The organism is Enterobacter sp. K510, assembly GCF_055804875.1.
This window is the reverse complement of the sequence record NZ_JBNRLQ010000003.1, coordinates 1-19,100: the sequence shown is the minus strand read 5'-3', so window position 1 is coordinate 19,100 and position 19,100 is coordinate 1. Positions and strand designations below refer to the sequence as shown.

Here is a 19,100-nt window from a genome sequence, read left to right as displayed (position 1 = left end):
CACCTTAAACGCTTATGTTCGCATTCAGAGTGAAAACCCTCGTGCTGCTGACGACGCTCGTCGCCAGCGGCAACGCCTTTTCCGCCCCTCACGCGCCGCCGGTGAAGAAAACCCTCAGCTATGCCGCGCGCCAGCGCCAGCATAACCGCGAATGGTTACGCACAAGGCAGCAACTGAAAATCGCCCATACCACGCCGGTGGTGCGCGGTAATGCGCAGGCAAAAGCGGCCCTGCGCGCGCAAAACCGCCGCAGGCTGGAGCAGCATCCGGAATGGTTTACCCCGATGCGCGCCCATTTGCAGGACGGCACCGGACAGGTGAGCAACAGCTACCTGCTGCACGTGACCGATACCATTATCAACCGTCTGCAACAGCAGCTGGGCAAGCCTTATGTCTGGGGCGGCGAGACGCCGGAGGAGGGATTCGACTGTAGCGGGCTGGTCTATTACGCCTATAACAGCATGCTGGCGACCAGACTGCCGCGCACCGCCGATCAGATGTACCACTTCCCGCAGGCGCGAAATATCGCCGACCGGGATTTACAACGCGGCGATTTACTCTTTTTCCGCATTCACAGCGATCGTAAAGCGGATCATATGGGCGTCTATCTGGGGGACGGGCGCTTTATTGAATCGCCGCGTACCGGGGAGCGGATCCGCATCAGCGATCTCAATACCGAATACTGGCAGCGGCATTTTCTGGGCGGCCGCCGGGTGATAATGAATAACACCGTGCGCTGATCAATTAAACGTCGACAAGGGGAAGCAGGCAGACGAATAACAGTAAGATGAGGATAATCACCACCACGTCGACCAGACTTACCACGCCGCCCGCGGCGGCCTGCGCCGCTTCTTCCGCACGGGCTTTTTCCCGCAGGCGTTTCACTTCCTGCTCGCGGACAAATTCTTCCATCGATTTATAGTATCGATCGGTCGGAATGCGGTGCGGGTCCTTATTTTTCTCTGACATTATCCTCATCCCTGGATGATATTACTGAGATCCTTTTCCCTGGATTGTCTCAGATTTACCTTCAGGGCCATAGCGATGGCCCGATTAATGATAACGAATTGATAATTAATTCAGGTGGCCGAGGATAGTCAGTTCCAGCTCATCCGGCACTTCGTTATAGGAAAGCACATGCAGTCCCGGCGCGAACAGTCGGGCGTAGCGGGCCAGCAACGGTCGCAGTTGCGGCGCGACCAGCAGCACCGGCTCTTTTCCGGCGGCTTTCATCTGCTCCTGCACCTGCGGCATATTTTCCTGGAACTGGGTGAGCATATTCGGCTCGATGGGCACGCTGTCCAGCATCACCTTGCCGCCCTGTTGCGCCTGATTGACCACGTTTTGCAGCAGATTTTCCAGTTCACCGGCGAGGGTATAGACCGCCAGCGCCCCATTACGCACCAGGTTATGGGTAATACTGCGCCGCAGCGCCAGACGCACATCGGATACCAGCAAAATCGGATCCTTCGTCACCGCGCCGCTCGCCACCAGCACGGTGGCAATGGTGACAATATCCCGCAGCGACACGCGCTCCATCAGCAGACTGCGGTAGACCTTCAGCAACTGGCTGTAATTCAGCACGCCGCTGAGATCTTCCGCCAGCTTCGGGGCCTGCGCCGCCAGCCGGTTATGCAGCTGGGTGACATCGTCATAGTTAAACAGATCGGGAATATGGCTCAGCAGCACTTTATTAAGGTGGGTGGCGATCACGCTGGCGCTGTCGATCACCTGATACCCCAGATTCAGCGCCTTCGCTTTCTGCGCCGGGGTGATCCAAGTGACCGGCAGCCCGTAGGCCGGATCGTTGCCCAGCACGCCGTCGATTTCGCCCCAGGTTTCGCCGGAGGGCAGGGCCATCAGCCGATCGGCGACAATATCGCCGCCGTCGGCTTTAATATCGTTAATGTAAATGGCGTACTGGGTGGGCTTGAGGCGAAAGTTTTCCCGCACGCGGATCTCCGGCAGCAGTATGCCGTTGCTCTCGGAGATCACCTGCCGCACGCCGCGAATGCGCTGTGTCAGCGGGCTGCCTTTGCTTTTATCCACCAGCGCCACCAGCTTATAGCCGAGGCTGATACTCACCGGCTCAATGGTGGGGATGGTTTCCCAGCTAACCTGCTGCTCCGGCGCTTCCGTCAGGGTTTTACTGAGCGTGGTAAGGCTTTGTACTTCGGCTTCTGAGGCTTTGGGCTGCTTGCTCTGACGCCAAGCGGCGAAGGCCAGCAGCGCTGAAAACGCCAGGAAGGGCAGGTGCGGCATCCCCGGCACGATGGCGAGAATAAACATCACGCCGCTGGCGGTGTAGATCACCGATGGCGTAGCCAGCAGCTGCTTTTTGATCTCGCCTGCGATCTCGCCGCTGTCGCTGACGCGGGTGACGATGATCGCCGCTGCCGTCGATAACAGCAGCGACGGGATCTGCGCCACCAGGCCGTCGCCGATGGTCATCAGCACGTACTGGGAGAAGGCCGCGTCGGCGCTTAAATTATATTTAAAGATGCCGATGCACACGCCGCCGATCAGGTTGATGGCGAGGATCATCATCCCGGCAATGGCGTCGCCGCGCACAAACTTCGAGGCCCCGTCCATCGCACCATAGAAATCCGCTTCGCTGGTCACCTCTTTACGGCGGGCCTGCGCCTGCGCCTGATTGATAAGGCCAGCGTTCAGATCGGCATCAATCGCCATCTGTTTACCGGGCATGGCGTCGAGGGTAAAGCGCGCGGACACTTCAGAAATACGCTCCGCGCCCTTGGTCACCACGATAAAGTTGATGATCATCAGGATGATGAACACCACAAAACCGACCACAAAGTTACCGCCGATCACCACTTGTCCGAAGGATTCGATCACCTTACCGGCCGCGCCTATCCCTTCATGACCGAACAGCAGCACCACGCGGGTGGAGGCGACGTTCAGCGTCAGGCGCATCAGGGTGGTGATCAGCAATACCGTCGGGAACAGGCTGAACTCCAGCGGGCGTTTTGTCGAGACGCTCACCAGCAGCACCAGCACCGCCAGCACGATGTTAAAGGTGAAAAGAATATCCAGCAGCATCGGCGGCAGCGGCAAAATCACCATCGCCAGAATAGACAACAGCACCAGCGGCACGCCGAGATGCCCGGCCCGCACGGTCGTCAGAAGTTGCTTAATGTTTTTCTGCATCCTGTTTCAGAACCTCTTTAGGGATGGAAATATGTCGGTTAAGTTGCGGCTTGTCCTGCATTCCGGCGCGCCAGGATTTAAGTTGCAGAACATAGGTCAGTACATGGGCGATGGCGCGGAAAAGCTGATGCGGGATCTGCTGATTAAGCTGGGTGGTGAAGTACACCGAGCGCGCCAGCGTGGGGAATTCGACAATCTCAATCTTGTGCTCCTGCGCCACCTCGCGGATAAAGCGCGCGATGTCGTCGGTGCCTTTCGCCACCACAAAAGGGGCGGCGGCGCGGGCGGTGTCGTATTTCAGCGCCACGGCGTAATGGGTCGGGTTGGTGATCACCACGTCCGCGCCCGGCACCGTGCGGCGGATCTGCCCCATGGCGATCTGGCGCTGCATGCGACGTACTTTGGCTTTGATCTCCGGATTCCCTTCCTGGTTTTTGTACTCCTCTTTGACTTCCTGTTTGGTCATCTTCAGCCCGCGGGTAAACATATGTTTCGCCAGCGGAATATCCAGCACCGCAAAGAGCACGAACAGCATCACCAGGTTCTGCATCACGCTGGCGTATAACGACAGCCCGTGGTGCACGGCGCTGGCAAAATGCTGTGATTGCAGCGCCATAAAGGCGGCAAAATTGTGCCGTACGCTGAACCACAGCAGCGCCAGCACCACCAGGCTTTTCAGCACCATCTTGCCGGTTTCAATCAGGTGATCTTTGGAAAACAGCCGCCCGACGCCTTTGATCGGGTTGATCTTATTGAAGTCCGGTAAGATCTTTTTCGGCACGAACAGCCAGCCGCCGGGCACCAGCGACGCCGCCAGCGCTGCCAGCGGCATCGGCGTCAGCGTCAGAATGAACTTCATCAGGATCAGCAGGTTATGCTGCAAAAACTGCCCCAGCACGTCCGGGTTATTGATCTCCTGCGCGTACTGATGAACGGTAATAAAACCTTCGCGTACAAAGTCGCAGTACCAGGGAAAGCTGTTCACCAGCACGATGAACGCCGCCAGCAGGCTGGCCGCCAGCCCCATATCTCTGGAGCGCGGCAGCTGGCCGTCCTGTCGCGCCTTACGGCGTTTCTGCGCCGAGGGCTTTTCTGTTTTTTCATCCTGCGGGGCGTCAGCCATGGGCTACCCTCAGGGCGTCGAACTGGCTTAAGACAAAATTCACCAGATGCAGATAGTGATCCGGCAGGGTGTAGAGCAGTGCGCCAAAGCACACCAGTCCCGCCAGCATGTTGATGGGAAAACCAAGGGAGTACAGGTTCAGCGCCGGGGACACGCGGTTGAGCAGGCCAAACCCGCCCTGTACTACCAGCATGATAAAGGTGGTCGGCAGCGCCAGCAGGGTGGCGGAGGCAAACGCCCAGCCCAGGCCCAGCGCCACGCTGCGCAGTGTCTGCGGCGTCAGCGCGTTGCCAATCGGCCAGTAGAGAAAGCCTTTATAAAGAATGCTGACCAGCAGCAGATGCCCGTCCATGGCGAAAAACAGGATCGCGGCATAGATGTAGATAAACTCCGCCAGCACGGTGGTGGACGCCCCACTGTTGGGATCGTTCATCACCGCCATGCTCATCCCCATGTTAAAGGAGAGGATCTGCCCGCCGAGCTGTAGCGCCAGAAAGATAAACTGCATCATCAGGCCGAACAGCAGCCCCCAGAGGATCTGCTCCACCGTCAGGATCAGCATCGACATCGTCAGCAATCCCTCCGGCACCGGATGCGGCACCAGCGGGGTGATCATCAACGCCAGCGCCAGCGAGATAACAATGCGGATACGCACGCTGAAGGCTTTGCTGTCGAACACCGGGCCATAGTGGAAAAAGGCCATAATGCGCACAAAGGGATACCACAGCCCCAGCACCAGGTTCATCAGTTGCGTGATATCGAAGGTGGTCATCTCAGTTCACCAGCAGCGCGGCCTGGGCAAACAGGTGGGTACAGAGATCGCTCAGCTGGACGATCATCCATTTACCGCAGACGCCGAGTACGATCAGCGTGACAATCAGGCGCGGCAGAAAGCTCAGCGTCTGCTCGTTGATCTGCGTGACCGCCTGGAAAATACTTACGCACAGCCCGACCAGCAGGCTCGGCACCACCAGCACCGAAACCAGAACGATCACCACCTTAATACCGCTGGCGACGAGATCCGCCGCCACATCAACAGTTATCATGATCAGCCCAGCCCCAGTCCGCGAATACTGCTGGTGAGCGTGCCGACGGTCAGCGCCCAGCCGTCAATCAGCACAAACAGCATCAGCTTAAAGGGCAGCGAGACGATCAGCGGCGACAGCATCATCATGCCCATCGCCATCAGCACGCTGGCGACGATGAGATCGATGACCAGGAAGGGGATGTAAATCATAAAGCCGATCTGGAAAGCGGTTTTCAGCTCGCTCAGCACAAAAGCAGGCACCACAATCGACAGATCCTGATCCGCCGCTTCACCCTTCGCGCCGCCGATAGTCATGATCTGCGCCATCGCCTTTTTATTGGTCTGCGCCAGCATAAAGCGCTTCAGGGGCGCGGCGGCGGTGGAGAGCGCCTGCGGCAGGGTGATCTGGTCGTTTTCAAAGGGCACCACCGCATGATCGTAAATATTCAGCCATACCGGGCGCATCACCAGCAGCGTCAGGGACAGGGCAATGCCGATGAGAATACGGTTCGGCGGCGTCTGTTGCAGGCCCAGCGCCTGGCGCAGCAGCGACAGCACGATGATAAAACGCGTAAAGCAGGTCATCATCAACAGCAGGGTCGGCAGCAGCCCAACCAGCGTCATCAGGATCAGCACCTGCATCTTGACGGTCAGATCCTGGGTCGCGCCGTGCGTCGCCACCTGCAGCAGCGTAATGTCTCCCCCCTGCGCGAAGACGGCCGGAGAGAGCAGCAGCGCGCTGCCGGAAAGCCAGATCAGCGAGCGTTTCATGGCGTCAGTTCGTTGATGTCCCGGGTATTAAACTCCAGCACCCGCAGACCATATTTCTCGTTGACCACCACCACTTCTGCTTTTCCCAGCAGAATATTATTCACTTTGATGTCCAGCGGCTCGCCCGCCAGCTTGTTCAGTTCGATGACAGTGTCATCATCAATGTTCAGCAGATCCGCCAGCATCACCTCGACAGAGGACACTTCCAGCGTCAGGGTGACGGGGATGCGTTTCAGCAGGCCCATGGAATCGGTGAGCGGCGCGGCGGCAAGCGGGGCAGGGGCGGCTTCAGCGGCGTCGTCGGCCAGCTCGAAGCCTTGTTCAAGTAAATCGATCTCGTTAGTCATAGGATTTTCCGGCGAGGGTTTCGCGAAGGTCAGATAACAGAAGCTTGTCGTGATCTTCGACAATCAGCGCCTTAAACAGCTCCGACTGACCGATGAACACGGGGAATTTGTCAGGTAAAGCCACCGGGAAGATATCGCCGGCTTTAATGGTCGTCAGATCCGCGACGCTCAGGGTTAACTCCGCCACCCGCACGTTCAGGCACAGCGGCAGGGTATCGATCACCTGGCGCACCAGCGCTTTTTGCGCCGCCTGCCGTTCGGCATGGGTGTCGGTGTGCTGCGGTTTTTCGGTTTTGCGCAGCATATTGAGGATGTAATCGGTGTGGGCGTTATCCAGCAGCAGATAAAAGTTGCGCTTGCCGTCGTCATCCAGCTGGAAGGTGATTTGCCACGCCCACTGGCTGCAAATATTGCTGTTATCGGCTTTGATGGCCAGCGGCAGCCCGAGGGCGTCCTCGCTGAACAGCATCTGGCAGATATCCAGCGCCAGCCGATTGCGCAGGCGGATCTCCGTTTTGGTCGGCAGCCGCTCGCCGCTGGCGGCGTTTTCCAGCTGCGTCTCCAGGCCATAAAAATTATTCAGCAGGGTGAGCAGCAGCGGGCGATCGATATCAAAGGCCAGGTTACCCACCGGCGAGGCCAGCAGGTCCGCCTGTTTATTTCTGACATCCATTTTGCAGCCGATTTTTTTCAGGCTGACGCTGGAGCGGTGTTTTTTCAGGAAATAGCTACCGATACGCGACTCAATAATGTCAAAGCGGCGGGTGAACATATTCGGCAAACGATGCCAGGGGCGACCGAGACGGTTTCCCTCCAGCGTGAATATTCCACGGGTTTGGCTGTACTTCAACATTGGTGTAATATCTCTTGGTGAATACCGGCGCAAAAGAAAACTGTTATGAGAACAAAATCACATTCTGATAATTAAAACAGTCTGACCTTTAATTTTCTCTTTATCATTGTCGCCTGTACTTATCAGGTCGCACATAAAAGAGAAGTCGCATTTAACCGGAATAAGGTAAAAATCACAATAGCGCCTGCGGTCAATATTATTATTAATCTGTTATTAATCAGCGTGGCTTATTATTGCTGCGCCTTTGCCATGCCCGCCACTCTGGTGGCTTATTAATTAATTTATTGATTTTTAAACGTTAATTGTTTTTTGATTTATTAATTTACACTGTTTTCTTCCGCTTAATGATATTGTTCTCTCGTGATTTATATTCCATCCGCTATCACCTTTATCCATAACTGTGAGAGAAAAAATGCCGACTCTTATTGCTGAAGCCTCCGCCAGCAGGAAAGCTTTTTCATTAGCAAAACGCGTTGCCAGTTTTAATATCCCGGTATTAATCCAGGGCGAAACTGGCGCAGGTAAAGAGTGCGTGGCGAAATATATTCACGCTCATGCCTTTGGCGAAGATAAAGATGCGCCCTTTATTGGCATTAACTGCGCCGCCATCCCGGAAACCATGCTCGAATCGACGTTATTCGGTTATGAAAAAGGCGCTTTTACCGGCGCGGTTAATGCCGTGCCGGGCAAACTGGAAATGGCCAATAACGGCACGCTGCTGTTAGATGAAATTGGCGATATGCCGCTGGCGTTGCAGGCCAAACTCTTGCGCGTATTACAGGAGCATCAGGTGGAACGCCTGGGCAGCAATCGCGCCATCAAACTCAATTTCCGGCTGATCGCCTGCACCAATAAAAGCCTCGAAGCGGAAGTGGCCGCCGGGCGTTTTCGCGAAGATCTGTTTTACCGCATTTCGGTGGTGCCGATCAGCGTGCCCGCCTTACGTGAACGGGTGGGCGACATTCTGCCGCTGGCGCAGGCCTTTATCGAAAAATATTCCCGCATGGTGGGCAAATCCATCCGCCTGTCCGAAGGGGCGAAAACCGCCCTGTTGCAGTACCGCTGGCCGGGTAACGTGCGCCAGCTGGAAAACACCATTCAGCGGGGGATGATTTTAAGCCAGGACGGGGTGATCCACGCCAGCACGCTGGGCATTCCGCTGGCGCAGGACCACGGGCAGGCGCCGGCGCGCAACCTCAGCAACGTCCTCTGCCTGAATCAGGACAACCTGCAACAGCATGGCCGTCACGCGCAATATCAGTACATCGCCGATCTGATGCGCCAGTATCAGGGCAACCGCAGCAAAATCGCTGACTTCCTCGGCATTACCCCCAGGGCATTACGTTACCGGCTGGCCTCAATGCGTAAGCAGGGCATCGACCTCTGCTTTTAACTGCCGCTATCCATCCCTATTTTTCAACAAGAGTGTGCAATGAATACGATCACCCGCCTCACCCCGAACGCCCCGCAGCTCCACATGATGCAGGAGATGAACCGGATGCAGGATCTTGCGAATGGCGTTCCCGTTGCCGCAGGCGAGATGCGGCCGGGCAGCGAAGTTTCCTTCCATCAGATTTTCAGCCAGGCCCTATCCCGCGTGGACGGCCTGCAACAGGACGCCGAAATGCAGCAGAACGCGGTGGAAATGGGCGACAGCGACGATCTGGTCGGCGCGATGATCGCCAGCCAGCAGGCGGCGCTCTCTTTTTCCGCGCTGGTGCAGGTACGCAATAAAGTGGCGAGCGGCGTTAACGATCTGATGAACATGTCCGTATAAGCCCATGAAACTCTCACTCTCTGAACGCTTTTCCGCCCCGTTGTCCGCCCTTACGACGCTGATGGGCGGCAATAAAAAATGGCCGCTGCTTGGCGGCGCGGCGGTACTGCTGACCGCGGTGATCGTCGGCAGCCTGTGGCACAGCCAGGCGGGTTATACCGCGCTGTACGGCGCGCAGGAACATCTGCCGCTGTCGCAGATCATCACGGTGCTCGACGGCGAAAAAGTGGATTACCGCATTGATCCCGGTTCCGGACAAATTCTGGTGCAGGAAACCCAGCTCTCTAAGATCCGCATGACGCTGGCCGGGAAGGGCGTGCAGGCGCTGAGTCCCACCGGCTATGAGCTGATGGACAAAGACGAAGTGCTGGGCAGCAGCCAGTTTGTACAGAACATCCGCTACAAGCGCAGCCTCGAAGGGGAAATGGCGCAGAGCATCATGACCCTCGACGCGGTGGAAACCGCCCGCGTCCATCTGGCGCTGAACGAAAGCAGCTCGTTCGTGGTCAGCGCCGAACCGCAAAACAGCGCCTCGGTGGTGCTGCGTCTGCATTATGGCAGCACGCTGACCCCTGAGCAGGTGAACGCTATTCTGCATCTGGTGAGCGGCAGCGTGCCGGGACTGAAAACCTCACAGGTGAGCGTGGTGGATCAGGCGGGAAATCTGCTGTCGGAAGAGGTCGGCGAAGACTCGCGCACCGGCGCCATGACGCGCAAAAACAACGAACTGCTAAAAAATATTCAGGATAAAACCCACGCCAGCCTCGCCAATGTGCTGACCTCGCTGGTGGGTAAAGACAACTTCCGCATCAGCGTGATGCCGGAGCTGGACCTGAGCGCCATTGATGAAACCCAGGAGCGGCTGGGGGATGCGCCGAAAGTCAGCCACGAACGGCTGGAATCCGACAAGACTATCGATCCGCAGGCGGCAGGTATTCCCGGTTCGCTGAGCAACCGCCCGCCGCTGGCTGAACCCCGGACCGACAGCGCAAAAAATGACAGCGCCCGATCCGAGCGCAGCGAAAGCGATCGCGATTACGGCTGGGATCGCACCATCCAGCACATTCAGCATCCGGGCTTTGCCATTAAACATCTCAATGTGGCGGTGGTGCTCAACCAGAGCGCCGCCAGCATCAAAAGCTGGACGCCGGAACAGATAGCCCAGGTCACCACCATGCTGAATAACGCCGCCGGTATCGACCCGGCGCGTGGGGACAAACTCTCGCTGTCGATGCTGAGCTTTATCCCCCAGGCCGCGCCGGTCATCACGCCGGAAAAATGGTGGCAGAACGACAGCATTCTTGGCTGGGCAAAACTTGGCGGTCTGATACTGCTCGGCCTGTTACTGCTGCTGATGGTAGTGCGCCCGCTGGTGCGTCAGACCATCGCCAGCCAGAAACGCCGTGCGGAACTGGCGACGCACCCGGTCAGCGAACCGGACGACGCCACGCTGCCCGCGATCGCCGCCACCGGCGAAGACGAGCGTAAAAGTATCGAGCTGCCGACCTTCAGCGGGGACGACGCGTTACCGGCCCAGAGTTCCGGCCTGGAAATCAAGCTGGAGTTCCTCCAGAAACTGGCGATCAGCGATACCGATCGCGTTGCCGAAGTGATCAGACAATGGATTACCAGTAATGAGCGAATTGATAATAAATAAGCCCGGCAGCGCGGGCAGCTATCTGGAGCAGGCGGCGATTTTGCTGCTGTGCCTCGGTGAAGAAGCCGCCGCCACCGTGATGCAAAAGCTCAGCCGCGAAGAAGTGGTGCGCTTAAGTGAAAACATGGCGCGCCTGTCCGGCGTAAAAACCAGTCACGCCCGGCGGGTGATCAACAACTTTTTCGACGAATTCCGCGAGCAGAGCGGCATCAACGGCGCGTCCCGCAGCCTGTTGCAGGGCATTCTGAATAAAGCGCTGGGGGGCGAAATCGCCAGCAGCGTCATTAACGGTATCTACGGTGATGAGATCCGTTCGCGGATGGCGCGCCTGCAATGGGTGGAGCCGCGGCAGCTGGCGGCGCTGATCGCCGAAGAACATCTGCAATTGCAGGCGGTATTCCTCGCCTTTCTGACGCCGGAAATCGCCGCCACCGTGCTGGCCTTTATGCCTGACGCGGTGCAGAACGAGATCCTCTACCGCATCGCCCGCTTAAGCGACGTGAACCGCGACGTGGTGGACGAGCTGGATCGGCTGATCGAGCGCGGGCTGTCGGTGCTGGCGGAGCACGGTTCGAAGGTGAAAGGCATCAAGCAGGCCGCCGACATCGTCAACCGTATTCAGGGCAACCAGCAGCAGATCCTCGAACAGCTTCGCGATCTGGATGAGGAGGTGCTGGAGCAGTTGCAGGATGAGATGTACGACTTCTTTATCCTCAGCCGCCAGAGCGAAGAAGTACGCCGTCGCCTGCTGGATGAGATCCCGATGGAAGACTGGGCGGTGGCGCTCAAGGGCACCGAAGCGGCGCTGCGGCGTTCAATTTTCGCCGTCATGCCCAAACGCCAGGCGCAGCAGCTGGAAACCATCACTTCCCGCCTCGGGCCGGTGCCGGTCAGCCGTATCGATCAGGTGCGCCGTGAGATCATGGCGGTGGCGCGGGAAATGGAAGAAGCGGGCGACATTCAGCTTCAGCTGTTTGCCGAACAGACCGCAGAATAGGAGACACGCCAATGGATACGCTTCGCGGCCGCTACCGGGTACACCGTTTCCCGCCGCGCCACGCCATTTCTGCCACTGCGCCCGCCGCCGCAGGGCTTTCTGCGGCTGACTTTCAGCGTCAGTTGATGGACGGCTTTCAGGAAGGGCTGCAAAAAGGCTTTGCCCAGGGCCTCAGCGAAGGCCAGGCGCAGGGACATGCAGAAGGGCTGCAACAGGGTCAGGAAGAAGGCTATCGTCAGGGTTTCGCGGAGGGCAGTCTCGCCGGTCAGCAGGAAGGGCGGAGCCAGTTTAATCAGGCCGCCGCGCCGCTGGAGGCGATTGCCGCCCGCCTGAACGACTATCTGGCGCACTGCGAACGCAAACAACGGGACGACCTGCTGCAACTGGTGGAAAAAGTCACCCGCCAGGTGATCCGCTGTGAACTGGCGCTGCAACCGACGCAACTGCTGGCGCTGGTGGAGGAGGCGATCACCGCGCTGCCCGCCGTGCCGGAGTCGCTACAGGTTTATTTAAGCAGCGAGGAGTTCGCCCGCATTCAGAGCGTCGCCCCGGCGAAAGTGAAAGAGTGGGGGCTGGCCCCCTCCGCCGATCTCCAGCTAGGGGAGTGCCGCGTGGTGACGCCCACCTCCGAACTGGACGTCGGCTGTGAACACCGCCTCGAACAATGCATGAGCGTGTTAACCGACACGCTGGTGCCGGACGCGCCGGATGCGTGACGATCCGCTGTTTGACAGCGCCCTGCGCTCCATTGAATCCATTTCATTCGCCCGCGTCGCCGGGCGGCTGGTTCGCATGAACGGCCTGCTGCTGGAGAGCGTTGGCTGCCCGCTGGCCACCGGACAACTCTGTCGGGTGGAAAGCGCTAATCGCGAGCTGATCGAGGCTCAGGCCGTCGGCTTTAACCGCGATATCACCTATCTGATGCCCTTTAAAACGCCCACCGGGCTGATGGCCGGGGCGCGCGTTTTCCCCGAAGAGAAAGCGCAGGAGATCCTCATCGGCGAAAGCTGGCTCGGCAGGGTGGTGAATGGGCTGGGCGAGCCGATCGACGGCAAAGGCAAAACCGGCGGCAGCCATCTGTTAGCGCCGCTCGCGCCCGCCATCAACCCCCTGACGCGCCAGCCGGTGGCGGAACCGCTGGATGTGGGCGTGAAAGCCATCAACGGTATGCTGACCATCGGCAAAGGCCAGCGCGTCGGCCTGATGGCAGGCAGCGGCGTCGGCAAAAGCGTGCTGCTCGGCATGATCACCCGTCAGACACGGGCGCAAATCGTGGTGGTCGGGCTTATCGGCGAGCGCGGACGCGAAGTTAACGAGTTTATCGAACACTCGCTGGGCGACGAGGGCCTGGCAAAATCCATCGTGGTGGCGGCGCCTGCGGATGCCTCGCCGCTGATGCGCCTCAAGGCCACCGAACTGTGCCACGCCATCGCCGCGTTTTTTCGCGACCAGGGTTATGACGTGCTGCTGCTGGTGGATTCGCTCACCCGTTACGCCATGGCGCAGCGGGAAATTGCCCTCTCGCTCGGCGAGCCCCCCGCCACCAAAGGCTATCCGCCGTCGGCCTTTGGCATTATTCCCCGGCTGGTGGAGAGCGCGGGCAACAGTGACAGTCACGGCTCGATGACGGCGATCTACACCGTGCTGGCGGAAGGGGATGACCAGCAGGATCCCATCGTTGACTGCGCCCGCGCGGTGCTCGACGGGCATATCGTGCTGACGCGCAAACTGGCGGAAGCGGGGCACTATCCGGCGATTGATATCAGCCAGTCCATCAGCCGCTGTATGACGCAGATTATTCCCGCCGCCCATCAGCGCGCCGCCCGACTGGTTAAACAGCATTACGCCGCCTATATGGAAATCAAACCGCTGATCCCGCTCGGCGGCTATGTCGCCGGAGCCGACGCCACCGTGGATAAAGCGGTAAAACTCTTTCCGGCCATTGAACGGTTTTTGCGTCAGGAGATGCACGAGGCGGCGCCTCTCGACGCCGTGCAGGCGCAGCTCAGCGCGCTCTTTCCCGCCGCTAAAGCGGCAGAGGTGAAAAAATGAAGCCGATGATCGCCACCCTCGCGCAGCTTCAGCGGTTGCGCGATCGTAAAGTAAAAGACATCACCGTGCAGCTCGCCGAACAGCAGCAGCTGTGCGCCCGTTACGACAGCAATATCAAAGCGCTCGGCTACCTGTTTGATAAAACGCAGGTTAACGGCAGCGACGCGCCCTCAGTGGAGGTTCTCAAAAACGTCACCGGCTACAAAGGCAGCCTGCAACGGGTGATCGCCTGGCAGGAGCAGGAAAAAACCCTGGCGAAAATCAAAGCCAACCGCATACAGAAAAACCTCGTCCGCGCCGCCTGCGAAGAAAAAATCGTCGCCCTGACCCTCGACGACCAGCGCCATGCGCTGAGGCACGAACAGCAAACCCACGCCCAGAAATCGCTCGATGAGATCGCCAGCCAGTGCTGGCTGCGCCAGCGTAAGCGGTCGGAGTAAAGGCATGCGCACCGTCATTACTTTTGGCACCTTCGATGTCTTTCACATCGGCCACCTGCATATTCTTAACCGGGCAAGAAAGCTCGGGGATCGGCTGGTGGTCGGCGTGTCGTCCGATCAACTGAACCGGCAAAAAAAGTCGCGCACCCCGCTCTATGATGAGCAGGCGCGGCTGCAAATCATCAGCGCGTTAAAATGCGTCGATGCGGTCTTTCTTGAACAGTCTCTGGAATTAAAACGCGCTTACATTCGCCAGCATCAGGCCAGCGTTCTGGTGATGGGCGATGACTGGCAGGGGCGCTTTGATGATCTCAGGGATATGTGTCAGGTGATTTACCTGCCACGCACCCCTTCGGTTTCCACCACGTCCATAATTGAACTGGCCGGACGCGTCCACAGCCATCCTTAAAACAGTTTCTGCCGCAGGCTATGCAGCAGGCTGAAGGCCTGCGGATCGGCTGGCGTATCCACGGCGGCCATCAGGCACGCAGCGGCGCGTTGCCCGGCGTTACCATCCCGGAAGGCGTCGCAATAATGATGGCGAATGTCCGTAAGCGCAGCCTCCCGCGAGGCCCAGTCAAACTCAGCGGACAGCCGCTGGCGAAGCTGGATCATATCGCCGGCAACCGGCAGCAGCGCGCGGATCTTTTGCTCGGCGCTGTGCGGAGTGCTGTAAGTCACATCCTTAGCCAGCAGATCGTCCATCCCCGCCCAGTCGAGCAAAATAACCCGTTTCCCGGCGTGGATGGCGTCGAAAATAAATCCGCTGTTATCAGTCAGCACATAGTCGGCGCACGCCAGCAGCGGCAGGGTTAAATCGTGGCGGGTGACGCATTTTTTGAAAAGACGTTTGATCAACGCCAGGTCATCCGCCTCTTCGACACGGTGCAGCGTACCGTGGTGCAATTTCACCACCAGGTTATATTCGCGGCTCAGACGTGACAACGATTCCGCCCAGTGCGGTATGGAGCTTAATGCGCCGAAAGTGGGGGCATACAGCAGCGTCGGTTTTTTTGTATCCAGCCGCAGGCCCGCCAGCGCCGACAGATCCACGTCACCCCGATGCCATTTATCGAAACGCGGATTGCCCACCACCCGTGCATTGCCATTGATGTCCAGCGCCTGCTGGCTGTAGTGGCTGAAGCAGAGAATATGGTCATAAAAGGCGTTCCACCAGGCATGATTCCAGGATTCTTTTGCCAGACCATACATCGCCCGAACCTGCACCTTTGCCAGCGATTTCAGCATCGGCGTGTAATAGGGGCTGACCAGGCAGGCATACTGCTGGCGGCGATTGATCGCCTCGCTAAGGCGGCTGCCGCTGAGGCGCGGCTCATCCAGCGCCGCCAGCAACTGCTGCAGTTCATGACGCAATCCCTGCGGCACCTGATCGCTTATCAACAGATCGCAGGGATAACCGGCCGCAAGCAGTGGGGCGATCATCGGCTGATAAAGCTGATAATGAAAGGCGGTTTCCAGATAAAAACCGATGGTTTTCCCCAGCCGGTTTGCCACCGGCGGCTGTTGCGCTTTACGTTTTTCCGCCAGGTGGTTCGCGCCCATTTTGCTGAAATAGAAATGGATATGGTCAGTATCTTTTTGCTCGATATCGCTGAAGCCAGGCCGCTGATAGCTGATGCACGGGTAGAAGGAAAGCCACTTTCCGCGCGCCTGTAACGGCTGCCAGCGCGCTTCCAGCTGCATGGCCGGATCTTCCTGCAGCTGTTTGAGCAGCGCCGGGTAATAAGGCCGGTTGACCAGATACGCGCAGACTTTTTCGCTGTCGCTGGCGCGTACCATCCCCGGCAGGCTTTTCATCGGCTGGCCCTTTGTCACCTGCGCGCCGAGCAGCACCACTTCCCACGCAAGATGCGGCAGCGCCGCCAGCAGCGTGTTCAGTCCGCTGATGTGTTTTTCCTGCCTGAGCAGCAGGGCGTCATCCTCCAGCACCAGCACGCTGGCAAAGCCTTCATCCTGCGCCATCTGCAACGCCTGCTGATGCGAGCGCGTGCGGCCCAGCGCTGGCTGCGGATGCTCGCAGGCGCTCACGCGCCGCACTTTATCTGCCGGAACCTGAAGCGCCGCCAGCGTTTGCTGCATCTGTTGCCAGCGGTCGGTGCGGGCATCGCGGTTGATGACGAGGATTTTGTCGATACGCGACCACTGCACCGGCTGCCCGCCGGTGGCATTGTGCAGGCTCTGATACCAGGCCCGCAGCAGCGGATCCGTCACCACCTCTTCCAGCGTCTGGCTGACGGGCTGGCTGCTGCCGAGGATAAAATCTTTATCGAAGGTGTTCTGGCTGTGAGAGATGCACAAAATAGTGCGCTCGCACGGCAGCTGTAAGGGTTTGACGGTGAAATTATCGGTAAAGGCCTGCTCCTCGCCGAGGTTACAGTTATCGTCGTAACGGTGCTTTTTCAGGTAGTTACGGTGATAAGCGAAGGTGCCATTAAGAATATGCTGCTCGCCGAAGGCGTGGGTTTTAAAGATGCGGTTAATATGGCTGTACCAGATGGGGATCCGATCGGAGCCGGAAATCAGCGCGCCGTGGCGCTGCATCATACTGACGGTATACGACAGCTTATCCGACGGATAAAAATCGTCGTCGTCCATGCAGACAATGTATTCCCCGCGCGCCAGCTCGTTAAGCATATTGCGTTTTTTGCCCAGCGCCAGCCGCTCAGGGTGATGGATATAGCGAATATTAAAGCGCGCCGGATCGCTGTTCGTCAGGGCATTAATAGTGTCGATCTGGCTGGTGTCGGAGTCATCCAGAATAATCAGCTCGCGCCGATCCGCCGGATAATCCTGATAGCGGAACATATACAGCAGATAAGGCAGAAAGGCGGCGCGGTTCCAGGTGGGCGTCACCACGCTGACAAAGGGTAGCGGGCGAGCGCCGCGCGGCGCGGCGTTGTCCAGCAGCGTGGCGATCAGACTGGGTTTTGGCGAGAGATGTGACATAGCGGTATCACCTGACCAGCAGGGAGATTGCCGTCAGCAGCGGATCCTGTTGATCCGCCAGCAGCGCCTCGCGTTCAGCGGTGGATTTTTCATCCAGACGCCAGGCTTCGAAAACGCTGAACAGGCTGATGGCCTGCGCATGGCTGATGGTCGAGCCATCCATCAGCCACAGGCTGAACAGCGAACGCAGCAGAAAATAGTCGCTCACCAGGTGCAGATAGCTGGTCAGTATGTCGTGATGATCCTGGCCTGGAAACGTCTCATGATAGAGGCGGTACACCAGATAGTTGGTCCAGATCCACGGCCTGTCCGCAAAGGCTTTTTGACCTTCACGCGCCCACACGTCCAGCAGCTGTTGCTGCATCAGGGCTTCGCTGTTGCTATCGGCCAGCGCCAGCAGGCTGAGCTGCAACGGTAAGCTCATTTTGCGCGTGCAGTCCACCAGGCGATCCCAGTCAAAAGGCAGACGCCCCAGGCTGCCGATCAGCAGACGCTGCGGCCCGGCGATCACCGGCAACTGCGCGAACATCTCCGCCAGCGTGCCGCGGGCGGCATAACCGGCCAGCCTCTGCGGCAGCGATTTCAGCGTTTCCAGCGCATCATCACTCCCGGCAGGTAATTTTTGCGCGTAAGAGAGCATCACGCCAAGCGCGTACAGGCGCAGGTCAATGCTCAGATCGGGCAGGGTGACGATGTCGAGCGCCGCCTGATTCAGCACCTGTAAATGTTGCGGCAGCGCCGCCACGCCAGGCACCGACTCGGTCATTTTGACCTGCAAAACGAACGCCTCCGGCGAGCCGAGCACCGCCTCGCAGCAGTCGGGATCGTCTAACAGCAGGCTACAACGCGCTTCATGCTGCCAGTTGATCACCAGCGGCTGGCGGATGGCGGCGGGATGCTGCGCCCGGTAGTGGCGGATAAACGCCGGTTCGTAACACTCAATCTGGTTCATAGGATTCTCATACGCGCCGGGACTAGCCCCGGTAGATAAAATCGGGCCCCGTGCCGAGGAAGGTCTGCACAAATTCGTACTGCATGGTCAGCAGTTCGCCGTTTTTTTCGTTACAGCTCTGACAGGACGCCGCCTGGCGCTCCAGCTGTTGCCAGTTCTGTTGTGCCGCGTGTTTTTGTGCCGCAGGCAGCCAGCTGAACACCTGCGCGATGCCGTCGCGGTCAGCGCTGACGCCAAGGTTTAGCAGCGTCTCGCGGCGGGCGCGGGCGCTGTCGCTCAGACGCTGATAGCGCTGGTGGATGGCGTCGTTGACGGCGAGCAGGGCGTCGCTGTCGCGGCGGATCATGCACAGGCGCTGTTCGTCGAGCTGCGCGCGCAGCTGACGGTAATCTTCTTCATCCTGACGGATGCCGCGCAGCAGGCTTTTTACCTGTTCAAGTCGGGTGCTCATGGGCATGTCTCTTACGACTGGAAAAAGGCCAGCATCGAGGCGGCCAGCGCGTCGGTGTCGACGGAAAAATCGTCTGAGGCCAGCAGCGCCTGCATTTCTGCAACGCGTGTCGTGTCGACGTTTTCGCTGTCGTCGCCGTCAAGGCTGGACTGCGCGGTGTGCAGCCCCTGCTGGGTGATGTCCTCTGCGCCCGGCAGGGTGGTGATCGTTTGCGCCGCCGCGTCCGCAGATTTTTTTTGCGACGACGTGGTCGTCGGGCGCGAGGCCAGCGGCAGCTGTCTGATTTTAATACCTGACTCGTTAGTGATGGCCATGGTGTTTACTCGTTGATTAAGCAGGGTTTGTCCTGGCGGCGGGCGGTGATATGCCCTGTATGCTGGTGTAAAGCGGCGCGGAGCGAGGAAAACTTAAACGGGGGAGGGGATTTTTTGTTTTTTTCTGGGGGAGGTTGCGCTCTTATTGAGGGTGGTAAGTTGCGCTCTTATTAAGATTGCATAACAACAGGACTTCCGCTGACG

The 19,100-nt window shown here is 58.6% G+C and carries 21 protein-coding genes; 9 read left to right on the top strand and 12 right to left on the bottom strand.

What is annotated here, in order from left to right; all coding sequences use genetic code 11:
* Positions 1–14 precede the first annotated feature (14 nt).
* Complete coding sequence (locus ACQUTD_RS05350) at positions 15–740, top strand: NlpC/P60 family protein (RefSeq protein ID WP_473274345.1); 726 nt, start codon at positions 15–17, stop codon at positions 738–740.
* 4 nt (positions 741–744) lie between these two features.
* Here the strand turns inward: ACQUTD_RS05350 and ACQUTD_RS05345 are convergent, their stop codons facing one another.
* The 8 genes from ACQUTD_RS05345 to ACQUTD_RS05310 form a co-directional block, all read right to left on the bottom strand.
* Complete coding sequence (locus ACQUTD_RS05345; RefSeq protein ID WP_321987095.1) at positions 745–969, bottom strand: hypothetical protein; 225 nt, start codon at positions 967–969, stop codon at positions 745–747.
* A 105-nt stretch (positions 970–1,074) separates the two neighbouring features.
* A complete protein-coding gene (locus tag ACQUTD_RS05340; protein ID WP_473274346.1) occupies positions 1,075–3,168 on the bottom strand; it encodes an FHIPEP family type III secretion protein in 2,094 nt (697 codons plus the stop codon).
* Positions 3,152–4,291 (bottom strand): flagellar biosynthesis protein FlhB, encoded by a 1,140-nt coding sequence (gene flhB / locus ACQUTD_RS05335; protein WP_473274348.1) that lies wholly within the window; start codon positions 4,289–4,291, stop codon positions 3,152–3,154. Before flhB ends, ACQUTD_RS05340 begins: the two co-directional genes overlap by 17 nt.
* Positions 4,284–5,063, bottom strand: a complete 780-nt coding sequence (locus ACQUTD_RS05330; protein ID WP_473274349.1) for a flagellar biosynthetic protein FliR — start codon at positions 5,061–5,063, stop codon at positions 4,284–4,286. The genes flhB and ACQUTD_RS05330 overlap by 8 nt, the downstream gene beginning before the upstream one ends.
* Before the next feature lies 1 nt (position 5,064).
* Positions 5,065–5,337, bottom strand: coding sequence for a flagellar biosynthetic protein FliQ (locus ACQUTD_RS05325; RefSeq protein ID WP_072567782.1), 273 nt, complete (start codon positions 5,335–5,337; stop codon positions 5,065–5,067).
* Positions 5,338–5,339: 2 nt separating this feature from the next.
* Entirely contained in the window at positions 5,340–6,089 is a 750-nt protein-coding gene (gene fliP / locus ACQUTD_RS05320) for a flagellar type III secretion system pore protein FliP (protein WP_473274351.1), read from the bottom strand.
* Positions 6,086–6,436 (bottom strand): FliM/FliN family flagellar motor switch protein, encoded by a 351-nt coding sequence (locus tag ACQUTD_RS05315; RefSeq protein ID WP_318364794.1) that lies wholly within the window; start codon positions 6,434–6,436, stop codon positions 6,086–6,088. Before ACQUTD_RS05315 ends, fliP begins: the two co-directional genes overlap by 4 nt.
* The gene (locus ACQUTD_RS05310; protein ID WP_473274352.1) at positions 6,429–7,289 is read right to left on the bottom strand and encodes a FliM/FliN family flagellar motor switch protein; all 861 of its coding nucleotides are present in this window, start codon (positions 7,287–7,289) and stop codon (positions 6,429–6,431) included. The genes ACQUTD_RS05315 and ACQUTD_RS05310 overlap by 8 nt, the downstream gene beginning before the upstream one ends.
* A 412-nt stretch (positions 7,290–7,701) precedes the next feature.
* On the opposite strand from ACQUTD_RS05310, the gene ACQUTD_RS05305 reads away from it, so the two are divergent.
* The 8 genes from ACQUTD_RS05305 (at position 7,702) to ACQUTD_RS05270 (ending at position 14,621) form a co-directional block, all read left to right on the top strand.
* Complete coding sequence (locus tag ACQUTD_RS05305; RefSeq protein WP_473274354.1) at positions 7,702–8,682, top strand: sigma 54-interacting transcriptional regulator; 981 nt, start codon at positions 7,702–7,704, stop codon at positions 8,680–8,682.
* 39 nt (positions 8,683–8,721) lie between these two features.
* Positions 8,722–9,066, top strand: coding sequence for a flagellar hook-basal body complex protein FliE (gene fliE, locus ACQUTD_RS05300; RefSeq protein WP_412176417.1), 345 nt, complete (start codon positions 8,722–8,724; stop codon positions 9,064–9,066).
* A 61-nt stretch (positions 9,067–9,127) separates the two neighbouring features.
* A complete protein-coding gene (gene fliF / locus ACQUTD_RS05295) occupies positions 9,128–10,723 on the top strand; it encodes a flagellar basal-body MS-ring/collar protein FliF (RefSeq protein WP_473274393.1) in 1,596 nt (531 codons plus the stop codon).
* Positions 10,701–11,720: a FliG C-terminal domain-containing protein gene (locus tag ACQUTD_RS05290; RefSeq protein WP_473274355.1), complete on the top strand. Its 1,020-nt coding sequence runs from the start codon at positions 10,701–10,703 to the stop codon at positions 11,718–11,720. Before fliF ends, ACQUTD_RS05290 begins: the two co-directional genes overlap by 23 nt.
* A gap of 11 nt (positions 11,721–11,731) precedes the next feature.
* A complete protein-coding gene (fliH, locus tag ACQUTD_RS05285) occupies positions 11,732–12,436 on the top strand; it encodes a flagellar assembly protein FliH (protein WP_473274358.1) in 705 nt (234 codons plus the stop codon).
* Positions 12,429–13,772, top strand: a complete 1,344-nt coding sequence (fliI, locus tag ACQUTD_RS05280; protein ID WP_473274360.1) for a flagellar protein export ATPase FliI — start codon at positions 12,429–12,431, stop codon at positions 13,770–13,772. Before fliH ends, fliI begins: the two co-directional genes overlap by 8 nt.
* A complete protein-coding gene (fliJ, locus tag ACQUTD_RS05275; RefSeq protein ID WP_473274363.1) occupies positions 13,769–14,212 on the top strand; it encodes a flagellar export protein FliJ in 444 nt (147 codons plus the stop codon). Before fliI ends, fliJ begins: the two co-directional genes overlap by 4 nt.
* Before the next feature lie 4 nt (positions 14,213–14,216).
* The gene (locus ACQUTD_RS05270) at positions 14,217–14,621 is read left to right on the top strand and encodes an FAD synthase family protein (protein ID WP_318364799.1); all 405 of its coding nucleotides are present in this window, start codon (positions 14,217–14,219) and stop codon (positions 14,619–14,621) included.
* Here ACQUTD_RS05270 and ACQUTD_RS05265 read toward each other — a convergent pair.
* Genes ACQUTD_RS05265 through ACQUTD_RS05250 form a run of 4 tightly spaced genes read right to left on the bottom strand, consistent with a single transcriptional unit; the run spans position 14,618 to position 18,896 of the window.
* The gene (locus ACQUTD_RS05265; RefSeq protein WP_473274365.1) at positions 14,618–17,179 is read right to left on the bottom strand and encodes a glycosyltransferase; all 2,562 of its coding nucleotides are present in this window, start codon (positions 17,177–17,179) and stop codon (positions 14,618–14,620) included. The genes ACQUTD_RS05270 and ACQUTD_RS05265 overlap by 4 nt on opposite strands.
* A 7-nt stretch (positions 17,180–17,186) precedes the next feature.
* Positions 17,187–18,131 (bottom strand): lysine-N-methylase, encoded by a 945-nt coding sequence (locus tag ACQUTD_RS05260; RefSeq protein ID WP_473274366.1) that lies wholly within the window; start codon positions 18,129–18,131, stop codon positions 17,187–17,189.
* A 22-nt stretch (positions 18,132–18,153) separates the two neighbouring features.
* Entirely contained in the window at positions 18,154–18,582 is a 429-nt protein-coding gene (gene flgN, locus ACQUTD_RS05255; RefSeq protein WP_473274368.1) for a flagellar export chaperone FlgN, read from the bottom strand.
* Between the two features lie 11 nt (positions 18,583–18,593).
* Positions 18,594–18,896 carry a flagellar biosynthesis anti-sigma factor FlgM gene (locus ACQUTD_RS05250; RefSeq protein ID WP_473274370.1) on the bottom strand — a complete coding sequence of 101 codons (303 nt, stop codon included), beginning with the start codon at positions 18,894–18,896 and terminating at the stop codon, positions 18,594–18,596.
* Between the last annotated feature and the right edge of the window lie 204 nt (positions 18,897–19,100).